The sequence below is a fragment of the Actinoplanes subtropicus genome, from assembly GCF_000721705.1.
In the GTDB taxonomy this organism is placed as follows: domain Bacteria; phylum Actinomycetota; class Actinomycetes; order Mycobacteriales; family Micromonosporaceae; genus Actinoplanes; species Actinoplanes subtropicus.
The window spans coordinates 154,038-168,136 of record NZ_JOJL01000023.1 but is presented as its reverse complement, the minus strand read 5'-3'; the positions used below and the strand labels follow the sequence as shown (position 1 = coordinate 168,136).

Annotated in this window: 12 protein-coding genes; 10 read left to right on the top strand and 2 right to left on the bottom strand. The window is 71.6% G+C overall.

Annotated features, from left to right (window positions below; genetic code table 11):
- The first annotated feature begins 117 nt into the window (after positions 1-117).
- The 4 genes from IH26_RS0130850 to IH26_RS0130835 are packed head-to-tail and all read left to right on the top strand — an operon-like array spanning position 118 to position 4,054.
- Positions 118-2,688, top strand: a complete 2,571-nt coding sequence (locus tag IH26_RS0130850) for a sensor histidine kinase (RefSeq protein WP_245665652.1) — start codon at positions 118-120, stop codon at positions 2,686-2,688.
- Entirely contained in the window at positions 2,685-3,104 is a 420-nt protein-coding gene (locus IH26_RS0130845; RefSeq protein WP_030439773.1) for a roadblock/LC7 domain-containing protein, read from the top strand. Before IH26_RS0130850 ends, IH26_RS0130845 begins: the two co-directional genes overlap by 4 nt.
- Positions 3,094-3,474 carry a DUF742 domain-containing protein gene (locus IH26_RS0130840; RefSeq protein WP_030439772.1) on the top strand — a complete coding sequence of 127 codons (381 nt, stop codon included), beginning with the start codon at positions 3,094-3,096 and terminating at the stop codon, positions 3,472-3,474. The genes IH26_RS0130845 and IH26_RS0130840 overlap by 11 nt, the downstream gene beginning before the upstream one ends.
- Positions 3,455-4,054: a GTP-binding protein gene (locus tag IH26_RS0130835; RefSeq protein ID WP_030439771.1), complete on the top strand. Its 600-nt coding sequence runs from the start codon at positions 3,455-3,457 to the stop codon at positions 4,052-4,054. Before IH26_RS0130840 ends, IH26_RS0130835 begins: the two co-directional genes overlap by 20 nt.
- A 16-nt stretch (positions 4,055-4,070) precedes the next feature.
- Here the strand turns inward: IH26_RS0130835 and IH26_RS0130830 are convergent, their stop codons facing one another.
- Complete coding sequence (locus tag IH26_RS0130830) at positions 4,071-5,597, bottom strand: BTAD domain-containing putative transcriptional regulator (protein WP_051808768.1); 1,527 nt, start codon at positions 5,595-5,597, stop codon at positions 4,071-4,073.
- 151 nt (positions 5,598-5,748) lie between these two features.
- On the opposite strand from IH26_RS0130830, the gene IH26_RS0130825 reads away from it, so the two are divergent.
- From IH26_RS0130825 to IH26_RS0130805, 5 genes are all read left to right on the top strand, one after another.
- Entirely contained in the window at positions 5,749-6,552 is an 804-nt protein-coding gene (locus IH26_RS0130825) for a hypothetical protein (RefSeq protein ID WP_030439769.1), read from the top strand.
- 80 nt (positions 6,553-6,632) lie between these two features.
- The gene (locus IH26_RS0130820; RefSeq protein ID WP_030439768.1) at positions 6,633-7,232 is read left to right on the top strand and encodes a hypothetical protein; all 600 of its coding nucleotides are present in this window, start codon (positions 6,633-6,635) and stop codon (positions 7,230-7,232) included.
- Between the two features lie 25 nt (positions 7,233-7,257).
- Positions 7,258-8,310, top strand: coding sequence for a lactonase family protein (locus IH26_RS0130815; RefSeq protein ID WP_030439767.1), 1,053 nt, complete (start codon positions 7,258-7,260; stop codon positions 8,308-8,310).
- A gap of 239 nt (positions 8,311-8,549) precedes the next feature.
- The gene (locus IH26_RS0130810; RefSeq protein WP_030439766.1) at positions 8,550-10,253 is read left to right on the top strand and encodes a substrate-binding and VWA domain-containing protein; all 1,704 of its coding nucleotides are present in this window, start codon (positions 8,550-8,552) and stop codon (positions 10,251-10,253) included.
- A gap of 253 nt (positions 10,254-10,506) precedes the next feature.
- Positions 10,507-10,977 carry a MarR family winged helix-turn-helix transcriptional regulator gene (locus IH26_RS0130805; RefSeq protein WP_063763769.1) on the top strand — a complete coding sequence of 157 codons (471 nt, stop codon included), beginning with the start codon at positions 10,507-10,509 and terminating at the stop codon, positions 10,975-10,977.
- Between the two features lie 539 nt (positions 10,978-11,516).
- On the opposite strand, the gene IH26_RS0130800 is transcribed toward IH26_RS0130805, so the two are convergent.
- Positions 11,517-12,815: an ROK family protein gene (locus IH26_RS0130800; RefSeq protein WP_030439764.1), complete on the bottom strand. Its 1,299-nt coding sequence runs from the start codon at positions 12,813-12,815 to the stop codon at positions 11,517-11,519.
- Positions 12,816-12,904: 89 nt separating this feature from the next.
- Between IH26_RS0130800 and xylA the strand changes: the two genes are divergently transcribed.
- Positions 12,905-14,092, top strand: coding sequence for a xylose isomerase (gene xylA / locus IH26_RS0130795; RefSeq protein ID WP_030439763.1), 1,188 nt, complete (start codon positions 12,905-12,907; stop codon positions 14,090-14,092).
- Positions 14,093-14,099: the final 7 nt, after the last annotated feature.

The window sequence follows — 14,099 nt, the reverse complement described above, 5'->3', positions numbered from 1 at the left end:
GCGGCTGAAGGTTTTACGTATTCTCCGGAAGGCGCACGCGGACGGTGACGGTTGGTACCCGGGCCGGTCATCGGGGGGCGGCGTGCCGCTGGACGCTGTCAACCCGGGCGGAGCCTGATGAGAACGCGGAACTGGTCGATCCGTTCGAAGATCATCACGATGATCACGGTGCCGCTGGCGGCGCTGCTCGCGGTGTGGCTGTTCGCGACCGCGCTGACCGCCGGCCCGGCGCTCACCCTGATGTCGGCGCGCACGCTCGGCGCCGACGTGGCCAACCCGTCCGAGGTCGTGATCACCGAGCTCCAGCGCGAGCGCCGCCTCTCGGTGCAGTTCCTGTCCGACCCCAGCGCCACGACCGCGATGATCTCCGCGCAGCGGGCCGCGACCGATCGTGCCATTCAGGACTTCCGCGCGGTCGCCCGCGGCGGCGACGCGTGGCGGTCGGCCGGCGCCACCCTGCGCGAGCGGATCAACCAGTTCTACACCGAGCTCGACGTGCTGCCGGGGCAGCGCGCGCACATCGACAACCGCCAGCTCGACCCGATCGGCGCGCAGAACATCTTCAACGGCATGGTGTCGGCCGCGTTCGACATGTTCACCGCCACCGCGATCTTCCCGGACGACGAGATCGACCGGCAGATCCGCGCGCTGGCCACCCTCAGCCGCGGCCAGGAATACCTGAGCCGGGTCGACTCGGTGCTGGCCGGCGCCACGGTCAGCGGCAAGTTCACCGACCCGATGCGTTCGGCGATGATGCAGGACATCGGCACCGCCCGGTTCCTGCTCGGCCAGGGCGTCAACGACCTGCCCGAGGCGAGCCGCGCCGACTACGAGAAGCTGTCGATCGGTCCGGCGTTCACGCAGCTCAACAACATGATGGACCGGCTGATCACGCAGAGCCGGACGGGTCAGCTCTCGCCGGTCGGCGCGGACAGCTGGCACGGGCCGTACGCACAGACCGTGGAGCAGCTGCGCGACTTCGAGGACCAGGCGATCAGCCAGTTGGCCGACCGTGGCTCCTCGCTGGCCGCCACGATCCTGCTCCGGCTCGCGCTGGCCGCGATCCTCGGCCTGTTCGCGTTCGCCGTCTCGGTCGCGATCTCGCTGCGGGTCGGCCGGTCGATGGTCGGCCGGCTGCGCCGCCTGCGCGGCGAGGCGCTCGAGATGGCCACCGAGCGGCTGCCCAACGTGGTCCGTCGCCTGCAACGCGGGGAGAACGTCGACGTCGAGGTCGAGACGCCGCCGCTGGAGTACGGCCGGGACGAGATCGGCCAGCTCGGCCACGCCTTCAACGACGTGCAGCGGACGGCCGTGCAGTCGGCGGTCGAGGAGGCCAACGTCCGGCGCGGCCTCAACGAGGTGTTCCTCAACATCGCCCGGCGCAGCCAGACGCTGCTGCACCGCCAGCTCGCCCTGCTCGACCGGATGGAGCGCCGGGAGACCGAGCCGCAGGAGCTGGAGGACCTCTACCGGGTCGACCACCTGGCCACCCGGATGCGGCGGCACGCCGAGGACCTGGTGATCCTGGCCGGTGCCGCGCCCGGCCGGGGCTGGCGCAACCCGGTGCCGATGATCGACGTGATTCGCGGCGCGATCAGCGAGGTCGAGGACTACAAGCGGATCGACATCCGCTCGATCGAGTCGTCGGCGATCCTGGGCCGCGCGGTCGGCGACATCATCCACCTGCTCGCCGAGCTGTTCGAGAACGCCACCTCGTTCTCCCCGCCGCAGACCCGGGTGCAGGTCTCCGGGCAGGTGCTGCCGAACGGGTACGCGATCGAGATCGAGGACCGCGGCCTCGGCATGACCCACGAGGCGATCGACGAGGCCAACCGCCGCCTGGTCGAGCCGCCCGAATTCGACCCGACCGACAGCGCCCGCCTCGGCCTGTTCGTGGTGGCCCAGCTGGCGAGCCGGCACGGCATCCGGGTGTCGCTGCGCCAGTCCGCGTACGCCGGCGTCGCCGCGGTCGTGCTGGTCCCCGGCGAGCTCGTGGTCGGCGCGCCCGAGCAGGCCGCGCTGCCCGGCGGCGGCACCCTGGACCGGCCGCTGGTCGGCTCCGGCACCGCCGACCGCAGCTCGCTGGCCGCGTTGCAGTGGCAGGGCGCCGAGAAGCTGGAAGAGATCTTGATCACCGGCCGCCGGGCGACTCTGGAGGCGCCGCCCACCCCGGCCGAGACGATGGGGGGCCCGGCGCCGTCCTCGGTGGCCGGCGGGCTCAACTCCGACGGTCTGGTGCAGCGGCGTCGCGTACGCAAGCAGGAAGTTGAAGTTGATCTTCCAAGAGAAAGCCAGGAGACCGAGGACGGTCTGCCGAAGCGGGTGCGGCAGGCCAGCCTCGCGCCGCAACTGCGCCGCCCGGCCGGAAACCTGCCGGACGAGCCGACCCTGCCGCTACGCTCCCCCGAGCAGATGCGCAGCATCATGAGCGCCCTGCAACAGGGCACCACCCGCGGGCGGATCGACGCGGCCCAGCTCGAGATCCCGAAACAGCGGATCTCGGAAGATCACCCGAAGCCGGCGGAAAACGGCAACGGGGCAGCACCCGGCGGCACGTCCTTCGCGGATGCGGCTACCGTCAGTTTCCCGGCGATCGTGAGTCTGGCGCTCGCCGAAAGCGCAACGGAGGAGGGGGCCGCCACCCCCGAACAGAACGATGTGACCAGGCCGGAAAAGGACACAGAGTGACCCAGACGACCAAGCAGGGCGCGAATCTCACCTGGCTGCTCGACGACCTTGTCGAACGGGTGCCAGCGGCGCAGCAGGCGGTGGTGCTGTCGGCCGACGGGCTGCTGATGGGCGCCTCGGCCGGGCTCAAGCGGGAGGACGCCGAGCATCTCTCGGCCATGGCGGCCGGATTCCAGAGCCTGGCCAAGGGGGCGAGCCGGCATTTCCGGGCCGGCCCGGTACGCCAGACGGTGGTCGAGATGGAGTCCGCCTTCCTCTTCGTGACCGCCGCCGGGCAGGGCGCGTGCCTGGCGGTGCTCGCCGCCAGCGACGCCGACCTCGGCCTGATCGCGTACGAGATGGCCATGCTCGTCACCCGCGTCGGCCAGACCATGAACGCACCGGAACGTGGCGCGGCGGCGCCCGATGCCGGCTGACTCCATGAGCAACAGCTGGCTCGATCGGGACGCCGGGCCGGTGGTCCGGCCCTATGCGGTGACCCAGGGCCGGGTCGCGCCCACCGGCGGTGAGATCGACATGATGGCGTTCGTCGTGGCGACCCCCGCCGAGACCGAGCCGGCCGGCCGCCTGCAGCCGGAACACCACGCGATCCTGGCCGCCGCGTGGGAGCCGATCCCCGTGGTCGAGCTGGCCTCCACCCTCGATCTGTCGGTCGGCGTCGTCCGGGTTTTGCTCGGTGATCTACGCTCGGCAGGGCTCATTTCGATGTACGAACCCCCGGCGGCATCACGGCCGCACGATGTCGACGTACTCAAGGCGGTTGTCAATGGACTCCGTGCGCTCTGACCGCAACGGCGCGTCGTCGCGCATTCCGGTAGCGCTCAAGATCTTGATCGCGGGCGGCTTCGGCGCCGGCAAGACCACCATGGTCGGGTCGGTGAGCGAGATCCGCCCGCTGCAGACCGAGGAGATCCTCACCGGGGTGGAGGGCGCCGACGACATCGGCGGCGTGGAGAGCAAGACCACCACGACCGTGACGATGGACTTCGGCCGGATCACCATCACCGAGGACCTGCAGCTCTACCTCTTCGGTACGCCGGGGCAGGACCGCTTCTGGTTCCTCTGGGACGAGCTCTCCCAGGGTGCGCTCGGCGCGGTGGTGCTCGCCGACACCCGCCGCCTGGCCGACTGCTTCCCCTCGATCGACTACTTCGAGCAGCGGGGCACGCCGTTCGTGGTCGCGGTCAACTGCTTCGAGGCCGAGCAGCGCTTCGCCGCCGACGCGGTGGGCCGGGCGCTCGACCTCGACCCGGGGGTCCCGGTCGTGCTCTTCGACGCCCGCGAGCCGCTCGGCGCCCGCAACGTCCTGATCGAACTGGTCGAGTACGTGGCCCGCCGTCAGTTGCTGTCGGCGGGCTCGCGCTGACCGGCCGGCCGCCGCCTCACCGCGGCGGCCAGGCCATCGGGTGCGGCCCGGGCGGGATGCAGACCAGCCGGGCCGCGAGCTTCTTGACCGTACGTTCGTCGGCGAGTCCCAGCGTCACCAGCTCTTCCGGCCGCGTGAACGGCCCGTTGGCGACCCGGTGGGCCGCGATCTCGAGGGCCTGGGCCGTCGGTAGCCCGGTGGCGTTGGCGAGGTCGTACCCGTCGACATGGTTGAGATCGACGAGTCCTCCGTCGTCGACCGCCCGCAGCGGCAGGTCGGGCCGCCCGATCCCCATCTCGCGGGCGCGGTCAGGCGCGAGCAGGACGAATTGCCGGGCTTGCTCGCGCATGGTCCTTTTGTGGTAGAAGTCGCCGGCGTACAGCGCCACTATCAAGCCGTGCGCGGCCGCGAAAAACGGCAGCAGGAAGAGGATCGTCATTCCCGTGTCCGAAACGGGGGAAGTATCGGCGTCCACCGGTCCTGAAAAGCCCAGAAAGAAGAGCAGCACGGCGACCAGCCAGACGACGATGTAGCCGGCGGTGATGAAGAAGTACCGCGCCTGGCGCCGGCGCGCGCCGGTGTAGGCGAAGTAGAACCAGCAGCCGACCAGGCACGTCGCGAACGGCGCCACCAGGGCGAAGATCACTTCGGTCGCGGAGACCCGCCGGCCGCGCCGGGGCGGCTGGAATATCGGTGCGGCCGGTAACGGAAAGGCTGACGGCGGCAGAGGCAGCGGCCGAGGCGGCGGCGACACCGGAACGGGGTTGGGTGCCGGCACCTGGTCAGTTCGCAGGATCCGGCGGTGCGCCTCCTGCATCCGCTCGCCCGGCTCGGCGCCGAACTCGTCCAGGAAGTACTCCCGCGCGTCCCGGAACACGGCCAGCGCCTCGGCCTGCCGGCCGGCCTGGTGCAGCGCCAGCATCAGCTGTGTGCGCAGCCCCTCGCGCAGCGGGAACTCCTCGGTCAGCCGGGTCAGCTCGGGGATGAGCGCGGTGGCCCGGCCCTGCTCCACCCCGATCTCGGCCCACGTCTCCCAGGCCGAGGCCCGGGCGTCGGCGAGCCGGGTGCGGGCCGCCTCGAAGACCGAGCCGGTCAGGCCGGACAGCGCTTCCGCGCGCCACAGCGCCAGCCCGGACCGCAGGGTGCCCGCCGCCTCCATCGGGCGGCCCGCCGCGCGCTCGGCCGCGGCCCGGTTGACCGCCGCCTGGAACTCGTCGGTGTCGAGGGTGGCCTCGGCGGTGCGCAACACGTACCCGCTGCCGGTGAGCGCGAGCAACTCGCCCGGCGTGCGCGGCGCCCGGTCGGGGTCGAGGGCCCGGCGCAGGCCGGCGACGTACTTCTGCACGACGTTCGCCCCGTTCTCCGGCGGCTCGTCGCCCCACACCGCGTCGACGATCTGGTGGGTCGGCACCGGCCGGCCCGCCTGGAGCAGCAGCACGGCGAGAACCGCCCGCTGCTTCGCCGGGCCGAGGTCGATCGGCGCGCCGGCGCGGATCGCCCGCACCTCACCGAGGATCTCGAACCGCAGCGGCTCGGTCGCCACCAGACACCCCCATGACCAGCACATTTCTTCGGCCGCAGCGAAACGGCAGCGGGCAGCAGCATAACCGCAGCGGTACGGCGGCGGTGTTGCGCAGTCTTCGATCCGTCGGTGGCCGCGAGCCACCCATCCACCCGGAGAAAGACGAAAGATCATGAGCGCACGTAAGGCGCAGCTTGCTGGACTCGCTGCCATCCTGGCCCTCACCACCGCCGGCTGCGGCCTGGCGTCGGACGTGAACGGTGACACCCCGGCCGCCGCGCCGACCCCGACCACGCCCCTCGACCCGAAGCTCAAGCTGATCGACGCGGTGCCCGACGAGCGGGACGCCGCCTACCGGTTCGACGTGGCCGGCGCCGAGACGCCGACGTCGGGCGTGCTGGACGCCCCGCACAAGGCGGCCCTGATCAAGATCGTGCAGCACGAGACCGGGGTCGGCTTCAGCCTGACCATGACCACGCTGATGGTCGACAAGCAGACCTGGCTGAAGATGGCGTTCACCCCGGCCGGCCTGCCCGGCCTGCCCAAGGTCCCGAAGAACTGGCAACTGCTCGACGCCGCGAAGGTCAAGGACAAGAGCATGATCGGGTACGACGGGTCCACCGACCCCGGCTACGCCCAGTTGCTCGTGCAGAAGGCGACCGGGGTCAAGGAGACCAGCCCCGGCCACTTCACCGGCACCACCGACCTCACCCAGGCGACCGAAGCCGAGATCGTCGACGCGCCGACCCTCGCGAAGCTGGGCGCCAAGGCCAAGGCCGTGCCGTTCACCGCGACGATCGACGCCAAGGGCAACCTGACCAGCCTGATCGCCAAGATCCCGGCGGCCGGCGGGGTCAAGGCCAAGACCTACTCCGTCGAGTACGACGGCTTCGGCACCACCGCGGCCCTGGCCGCGCCGGCCGCGGGCGAGCAGCAGAAGGCCACCAGCGTCGTCTACCAGTTGATGGCGGGCTGATCAGCCGGGCGGTCGCGCGGGTCTACGGGGGTCCGCGCGGCCGTCCACCGCACCGTCGGCACACCCGGAACGGACCCACGTTGAGCCACGACACGACGAGCCGGTGCACCCTCTGCGACCGGTTGGTGCTGGGCCTGGCCGGACACGACTGGACGGTGCTCCCCTGGATGGTGGCGCCGGCGACCGGGGTGCTCCCCGGCCCCTGCCACGTCCGCTGCCTCGACGACCTCGGCTGCGCGGCGAGCTGGGCGGCGGCCGTCGAGGCGTACCACTGCAAGCGCTGGCCCCTCTGGCTGGCCGGCGTCGACGCCGGTATCCGCTGGCGGCTGCACAGCAGCCGCTCCGCGCGTCGATTCCACCTGTGGCGCTCCGACGGGCGATTGAGTTCCTTCCCGTACGCAATCCTCACCGCGACGAACGCACTGCGGCTCGCCACCGACCTGGCCGAGATCGGCACCACCCACGCGGCGACGTTGCTCGCCGCGATGGGCACGGACGCGGAGGGCGTGGCCGTACCCCTCACCTCGGTCGTCACCGCCCTGGACCTGGCCGACCGCTACCCGCACCTGTCCGGCACGGTCACCCGCGGCCCGGCCGGCCTGGTGACGGCCCGGCACACGCTGCCGCTCCCGCCGTCCTGCCGCCGGGCCGCCCATCATCTGATGCGCACTCCCTGGTAGCCCTCGGATGTGGTGGGATCGGGGTATGGGTGCGAAAGCTGAATTCGTCTACGTCGGCGGCTACACGGGGGACAAGGGTGGTGCGGCCGAGGGCATCGCCCTGCTGCGCCGGGACCCCGCCTCCGGCGTCCTGTCCCGGCTGGGCGTGGCCGCTCGTACGCCCTCGCCGTCCTTCCTGGCCCAGCACCCCACCCTGCCGATCCTGTACGCGGTGAACGAGCTCGACGCCGACGGCACGATCAGCGCCTTCACCGTCGCCGCCGACGGTGAGCTGGCCCCGCTCTCGGTCCAGCCCACCGGCGGCTCCGACCCGGCGCACCTCTCGGTCACCCCGGACGGCCGGTTCCTGCTGGTCGCCAACTACTCCAGCGGCTCGGTGTCGGTGCACCCGCTCGACCCGGAGGGCGCGCCGGGGGAGCGGTCCGACCTGCTCGACCTGGCCGGCAGCGGGCCCGATGCGGAGCGTCAGGAGGGCCCGCACGCGCACATGGTGCTGCCCGACCGGGACTGCGTGCTGATCGCCGACCTGGGTGCCGACCGGGTGTGGCGGGCCCGGCTCGACCCGGTGAGCGGCCGGCTCACCATGCTGGCCCCGGCGGTCAGCGCCAAGCCCGGCACCGGCCCCCGGCACCTGCGGCTGGCCCCGCACGGCGCGATGCTGCTGGTCGGCGAGCTGGCCGGGAACCTCTCCTGGTACCGCCCGGCGGCCGACGGCTCGCTCGATCTGGCCGGCGAGATCGCGGCGAGCACCCAGGCGGGCCCGAATTATCCCGCCGAGCTCACGATGGGTCCGGACGGGCGATTCGTCTACGTGGCCAACCGCGGGCCGAACACCGTGTCCACCTTCGCCTGGGACGGTGAGCGAGCCACCCCGATCGCCGAGATTCCTACCGGCGGTGACTGGCCGCGCCACATGATCCTGCTGGGGGATCACCTCTACGTAGCCAATCAGTTGTCACACACAGTCACAACGTTCAGGATCGATGCCGACTCCGGCATCCCCGCGCCGCAGGGCGAGCCAACCGCCGAGGCCAGCCCCACATGCTTGCTGCGCTGGGCATCGATGGCGGTCAGGTAATCCGCGAGATAGGGCAAATCCGAATTGTCCGGAGAGTCGGTAAAGACGCCACCCGGCTGTGCACGATGCGGAAGGGCGTCAGTACAGTCCGTAGCAATGTCGGCCAGATGACCAGATCCGAGTAACTTTCCGCCGAACGTATATGGCATTCGGGTTCTGTGATGCGCACTATAGAGCGCGTGTCAGGCCGCCATCGTCGAAATTTCAACTTCCGAGGAGCGGGCGTCGTTGGGGCAGCGATGGCAGTCGTCGTTGTCCTTGCCGGTGCCTACCTGGGCTATCAGCAACTGTCCGACTCCGGATGCACCGGTTCGATCCGGCTGACCGTCGCCGCCGCGACGGAGATCGCCCCTGCCGTCGAACAGACGGCGCAGGGCTGGATCCAGCACGGAGCGAACGTCAACGGAACGTGTGTAGCGGTGACTGTCAACCCGGTGAGTTCGGCGACCATGGCCGCCGCGGTCGCCGGGGAGCACAAGGTCTTCCTGAACGGTCTCGGTACCGCGCCCGAGTCGGTGAAGGTCCCCGACGTGTGGATCCCCGATTCGTCCACCTGGCTGCTGCGGCTCAAGCAGGAGGCGCCCGGTTTCGTGCCGACCGACGGCAAGCCGGTCGCGCAGAGCCCGGTCGTGGTCGCCATGCCGCAGCCGGTCGCCGAGCAACTCGGCTGGCCGAACAAGAAGCTCAGCTGGAAGGACCTGCTCGGCCAGCTGACCACCAGCACGCAGCTGCGGCCCGGCGTCGCCGACCCGACCCGCGACGCCACCGGCCTGTCCGGCCTGCTCGCGCTCGGTCAGGCGGCCGGCACCGGCCCGCAGGCGCAGTCGGTCAAGGTCGGCGTGCTCAAGGCGCTCGCGCAGAGCTCGTCCGCGCTCCGCGACGACCTGCTGCAGAAGTTCCCGCACTCGGCCGACGCCAACGACATCGCGACCAGCCTGAGCGCGGCGCCGGTGTCCGAGGGCGACGTGATCAACTACAACGCGCAGAAGCCGCCGGTCCCGCTCGCGGCCCTCTACCTCGACCCGAGCCCGCTGCCGCTGGATTACCCGTACGCGATCCTGCCCGAGGTCGAACTGCAGAAGTCGGCTGCGGCGACCGCGCTGCACCAGCAGCTGAACTCGGCGACCTTCAAGAACGCGCTGGCCGCCGCCGGCCTCCGGGCGCCGGACGGTTCGGTCGGCTCCGGCTTCAGCCTGCCGACCAGCGCCCCCGAGGCGTCGCCGTCGATCAGTGCCGGTGCCGACGACAAGTCGGCCGGCGGCGCGGCCGCGTCCGGGCTGGACGCCAGCACGCTCAGCCAGGCGCTGGGCTCCTGGGCCGCGATCACGCTGCCCGGCCGGGCGCTGGCCGTCTTCGACGTCTCCGGCTCGATGCTGAAGCCGGTGCCGACCGCGGGCGGCGCTACCCGGGCCGCGGTGACCCAGGCGGCGGCGCGTGGCGGTCTGGACCTGTTCGACGACAGGTGGGCCGTCGGCGTGTGGCTGTTCTCCACCGACATGGACGGCAAGAAGCCGTACAAGCAGATAGCGCCGATCAGCCCGCTCTCCTCGGCTCGCTCGGCGCTGGAAGCCTCGATCGCCCAGATCGTCCCGAAGAAGAACGGCAACACCGGTCTCTACGACACCCTGCTCGCCGCGTACCAGACGGTGCAGAACTCCTGGGTGCCGGGCAAGGTCAACTCGGTCATCCTCTTCACCGACGGCGTGAACGAGAACGACGAAGGCATCTCCCAGGCCACCCTGGTCGCCAGGCTCAAGCAGCTCAACGACCCGAAGCGCCCGGTACGCGTGGTCATCATCGGTATCGGTCCCGAGGTCAACCAGAAGGAACTCGAGACCATCGTGAAGCCCACGGCGGCCGGCGGCGTGTTCATCGCGCCCGACCCGGCGAAGATCGGCGACATCTTCCTGGAAGCGATCGCCACCCGCACCGGCGCCAATTAATTCCCGATTGCGTACGGGCGGGGGCCGTCACCAACCGCGGTGACGGCCCCCGCCGTCTCTCCCGGGCCGGCCCTCCTGACGCCGGTCGAGGCGGCGCTGAGCCGCCCTCCGCGCCCCGGTCGAGGCGGCGCCGGGCTGGCCTCTGGGCGCCGGTCGAGGCGGCGCCGGCCCGGCTGGGACACCGGCGCGCCGGAACGTCACCCTGCCGGGTTCGCCGACCGGCCGCGCGCCGCAGGGTAGTCTCTGCTGCACCATGGCGCTTCTCGAAGGGGCCGACCCGATGCACGCCGCGGCGATCGACGACGCCGCGCAAGCCCTGCTGTTCGCCTGGGATCAGGCGCGCGAGCAGGTGACCCCGCGGCTGTCCTGGCCCCAGCTGAACGCTCTGCTCGCCGTCGAGCGGGCCGAGGGCATCAACCTGGGCGGCCTCGCCGCCGAGCTCGGCATGCTGCTCTCCTCGGCGAGCCGGCTCTGCGATCGCCTGGTCGCCAACGGCATGGTCGAGCGGGTCCCCGGCCGGGCCGACCGCCGCGAGATCGCGCTGTACCTGACCGCCTCGTCCCGCGCGCTGCTGGCCGAGCTCCGCCGGATCCGCCGGCTGGCCCTGTCGGAAACGCTGGAGCGCATGTCCCTGGCCGGCCGAGCGGCCCTGCTGCGAGGCCTGACGGAGTTCGCGGCGGCCGCCACCGACGAGACCACCGGCGCGGCGGCCCGCTCCGCCTGATCCGGGGCGGCAGTCATGTTGACTGCAATATGTACATGTTGACTGAATCAACATTGAATATTGACGCCATCAACATGCACGTCAACACGTCAACCCGTACAGATTGTCATCCAGCCGCCCGCGCCGTCCCGTCGGAGAGTGCCGCCCAAGCAGCACGATTCATAGCCGCCCAGCGCACGCCTCAGCGGCAGTGCCCAGCGCGCGGCTCAGCGGCAGTGCCCAGCGCGCGGCTCAGCGGCAGCCGCCCCAGAGCACGCCTCAGCCGGAGCGCCCAGCGTGCAGCTCAGGGGCAGCCGCCCAGCGCCCCGCGTCCAGCGTGCAGCTCAGGGGCAGCCGCCCTGCGCCCCGCGTCCAGTGTGCAGCTCAGCGGTAGCCGCCCCGCGTCCAGTGTGCAGCTCAGGGGCGGCCGTCCAGCGCCTGGCGTGCAGCTCAGGGGCGGCCGTCCAGCGCCTGGCGTGCAGCTCAGCCGCCGCCGCCCAGGGCACGCCTCAGCGGCAGCCGCCCAGCGCGCAGCTCAGCGGTAGCGCCCGGCGCACACCTCAGCGGCTCAGCCAGGCCGCCGGGTCATCGCGTACCGACTGGATGACGGCGTCGGCGGCGCCGCGCATTGCGGCGTCCGCGCCCAGCGCGGCGGCGCGCAGCTTGATCGGCGCCAGCCCCGAGGTCAGCACCCGGCGGCCGAGCTCGGCCTCGATCCCGCCGCGCAGCCGGGCGAACTGCGGCGCGTAGGCGCCACCCAGCACGATCACCCCGATGTCGAGCAGGTTGACCACCGCCGCCAGCGCTATCCCGAGCGCCGACGCGGCCAGCTCGGCGTCCGCCTCGACGTGCTCCTGGCCCGCGTACTGCTCCAGGCACCCGTTGGCGCCGCACCGGCAGGGCCGCCCGTCGGGGAAGACCGTGACGTGCCCGATCTCGCCGCTCCAACCCCGGACGCCGCGGTAGAGCTCGCCGTCGAGCACGATGCCGGCGCCGATGCCGATCTCGCCGGACACGTAGAGATAGGTGGGTTCCCCCTCGGACGAGGCGAGCGCGGCCAGGTTCGCCTCGTTGTCGACGATCAGCGGCAGGTCGGCCAGCCCGGGCAGCAGCGCCGGCACGGCCACGTCCTGCCAGCCGAGGTTGGGCGCGACCCGCACCAACCCGTCCGCCGCGACCAGACCCGGCACCGCGAGCGCCGCCCCGGCGAGAGTCAGCCCTTCGGCCGCCGCGGCTGCCCGGGCCCGCGCCGCAAGAGCGTCAAGGGCCCGCAGCGAGTCGGCCGCCGACCCCGGCCGCCCAGCTGCGGAGACCGGCTCGCCAGCACCGGCCACAGAGCCCGGCTCGCCAGCACCGGCCGCGGAGACCGGCTCGCCAGCACCGGCCGCGGAGACCGGCCCGTCAGCACCGGCCACAGAGCCCGGCTCGCCAGCACCGGCCGCGGAGACCGGCTCGCCAGCACCGGCCACAGAGCCCGGCCCGCCAGCCGCCGACAGCGGCCTCTGATCGCCGTGCGACACGATCCGGAAGCGCACCACCCCCGCGAGGTCGACCACGCACGCCGCCAGGTAATCGACGTTGATCTCCAGCCCCAACCCGGCCGGCCCGTTCGCGTTCAGCGCCAGCCCCGCCGCCGGCCGCCCCGCCCCCGTGCGCGGCGCCGGGTCGTGCTCGGTCAGCAGCCCACCCGCGATCAGATCGTCGACCAGCGCCGACACGGTCGCCCGGGTGAGCCCCGTCCCCGCCGCGATCGCCGCCCGGGATGGCCGATCTGCGCTGTTCGCCACGGTTTGCAGGACCAACGCGAGATTATGGGCCCGCACGCTCGATTGCCGCACGGGGGCGCGGGAGGCAGTCATGATCCGGGCCGTCACGCCCTTGACATTGCCATACCGGCTCCAAATAATTCAACCAATAAACAAATCCCAACTGTGACGCGGAGGTTACCGTGCCGGTCCAACCCACACGCGAAGACAAGTTCTCCTTCGGCCTCTGGACCGTCGGCTGGCAGGCCCGCGACCCGTTCGGCGACGCGACCCGCGCCCCGCTCGACCCGATCGAGGCCGTGCACAAGCTGGCCGAGGTCGGCGCCTACGGCCTCACGTTCCACGACGACGACCTGGTGCCCTTCGGCTCCGACGCGCACACCCGGGACGGCATCGTCGCCAACTTCAAGAAGGCGCTCGACGAGACCGGCCTGATCGTCCCGATGGTCACCACCAACCTGTTCACCCACCCGGTGTTCAAGGACGGCGGCTTCACCAGCAACGACCGCTCCGTCCGGCGCTACGCGCTGCGCAAGGTCATGCGCCAGATGGAGCTCGGCGCCGAACTGGGCGCGCAGACCCTGGTCCTCTGGGGCGGCCGCGAGGGCGCCGAGTACGACGTGGCCAAGGACATCCGCGCCGCCCTCGACCGCTACGCCGAGGCCCTCAACCTGCTCGCGCAGTACTCCGAGGACCGCGGCTACGGCCTCCGCTTCGCGATCGAGCCCAAGCCCAACGAGCCCCGCGGCGACATCCTGCTGCCAACCGCCGGCCACGCCATCGCGTTCGTGAACGACCTGGAGCGCCCCGAGCTGTTCGGCATCAACCCCGAGGTCGGCCACGAGCAGATGTCGAACCTCAACTTCGCCCAGGGCATCGCCCAGGCGCTCTGGCACAAGAAGCTGTTCCACATCGACCTGAACGGCCAGCACGGCCCGAAGTTCGACCAGGACCTGGTGTTCGGCCACGGCGACCTGCTCAACGCCTTCGCCCTGGTCGACCTGCTGGAGTTCGGCGGCCCGCAGGGCGCCCCGGCGTACGACGGCCCGCGCCACTTCGACTACAAACCGTCCCGCACCGAGGACTACGACGGCGTCTGGGAAAGTGCGCGCGCCAACATCCGGATGTACCTGCTGCTCAAGGAGCGCGCCGCGGCGTTCCGGGCCGACCCGGCCGTGCAGGAGGCCCTCGCGGCCAGCGGCGTCGCCGAGCTGAACACGCCGACGCTGAACGAGGGCGAGACCTACCAGGACCTCCTTGCCGACCGCAGCGCCTTCGAGGAGTTCAACCCGGAGGTGGCCGGCAACCGCGGCTACGGCTTCGTCAAGCTGCACCAGCTCGCGATCGATCACGTTCTTAAAGCCAACTGAGTTTGAA

Coding starts and splice junctions, on each gene's coding strand:
- IH26_RS0130850 (WP_245665652.1), top strand. CDS start 118: ATGAGAACGCGGAACTGGTCGATCCGTTCGAAGATCATCACGATGATC.
- IH26_RS0130840 (WP_030439772.1), top strand. CDS start 3,094: ATGCCGGCTGACTCCATGAGCAACAGCTGGCTCGATCGGGACGCCGGG.
- IH26_RS0130835 (WP_030439771.1), top strand. CDS start 3,455: ATGGACTCCGTGCGCTCTGACCGCAACGGCGCGTCGTCGCGCATTCCG.
- IH26_RS0130825 (WP_030439769.1), top strand. CDS start 5,749: ATGAGCGCACGTAAGGCGCAGCTTGCTGGACTCGCTGCCATCCTGGCC.
- IH26_RS0130815 (WP_030439767.1), top strand. CDS start 7,258: ATGGGTGCGAAAGCTGAATTCGTCTACGTCGGCGGCTACACGGGGGAC.
- IH26_RS0130810 (WP_030439766.1), top strand. CDS start 8,550: ATGGCAGTCGTCGTTGTCCTTGCCGGTGCCTACCTGGGCTATCAGCAA.
- IH26_RS0130805 (WP_063763769.1), top strand. CDS start 10,507: ATGGCGCTTCTCGAAGGGGCCGACCCGATGCACGCCGCGGCGATCGAC.
- IH26_RS0130800 (WP_030439764.1), bottom strand. CDS start 12,815: ATGACTGCCTCCCGCGCCCCCGTGCGGCAATCGAGCGTGCGGGCCCAT.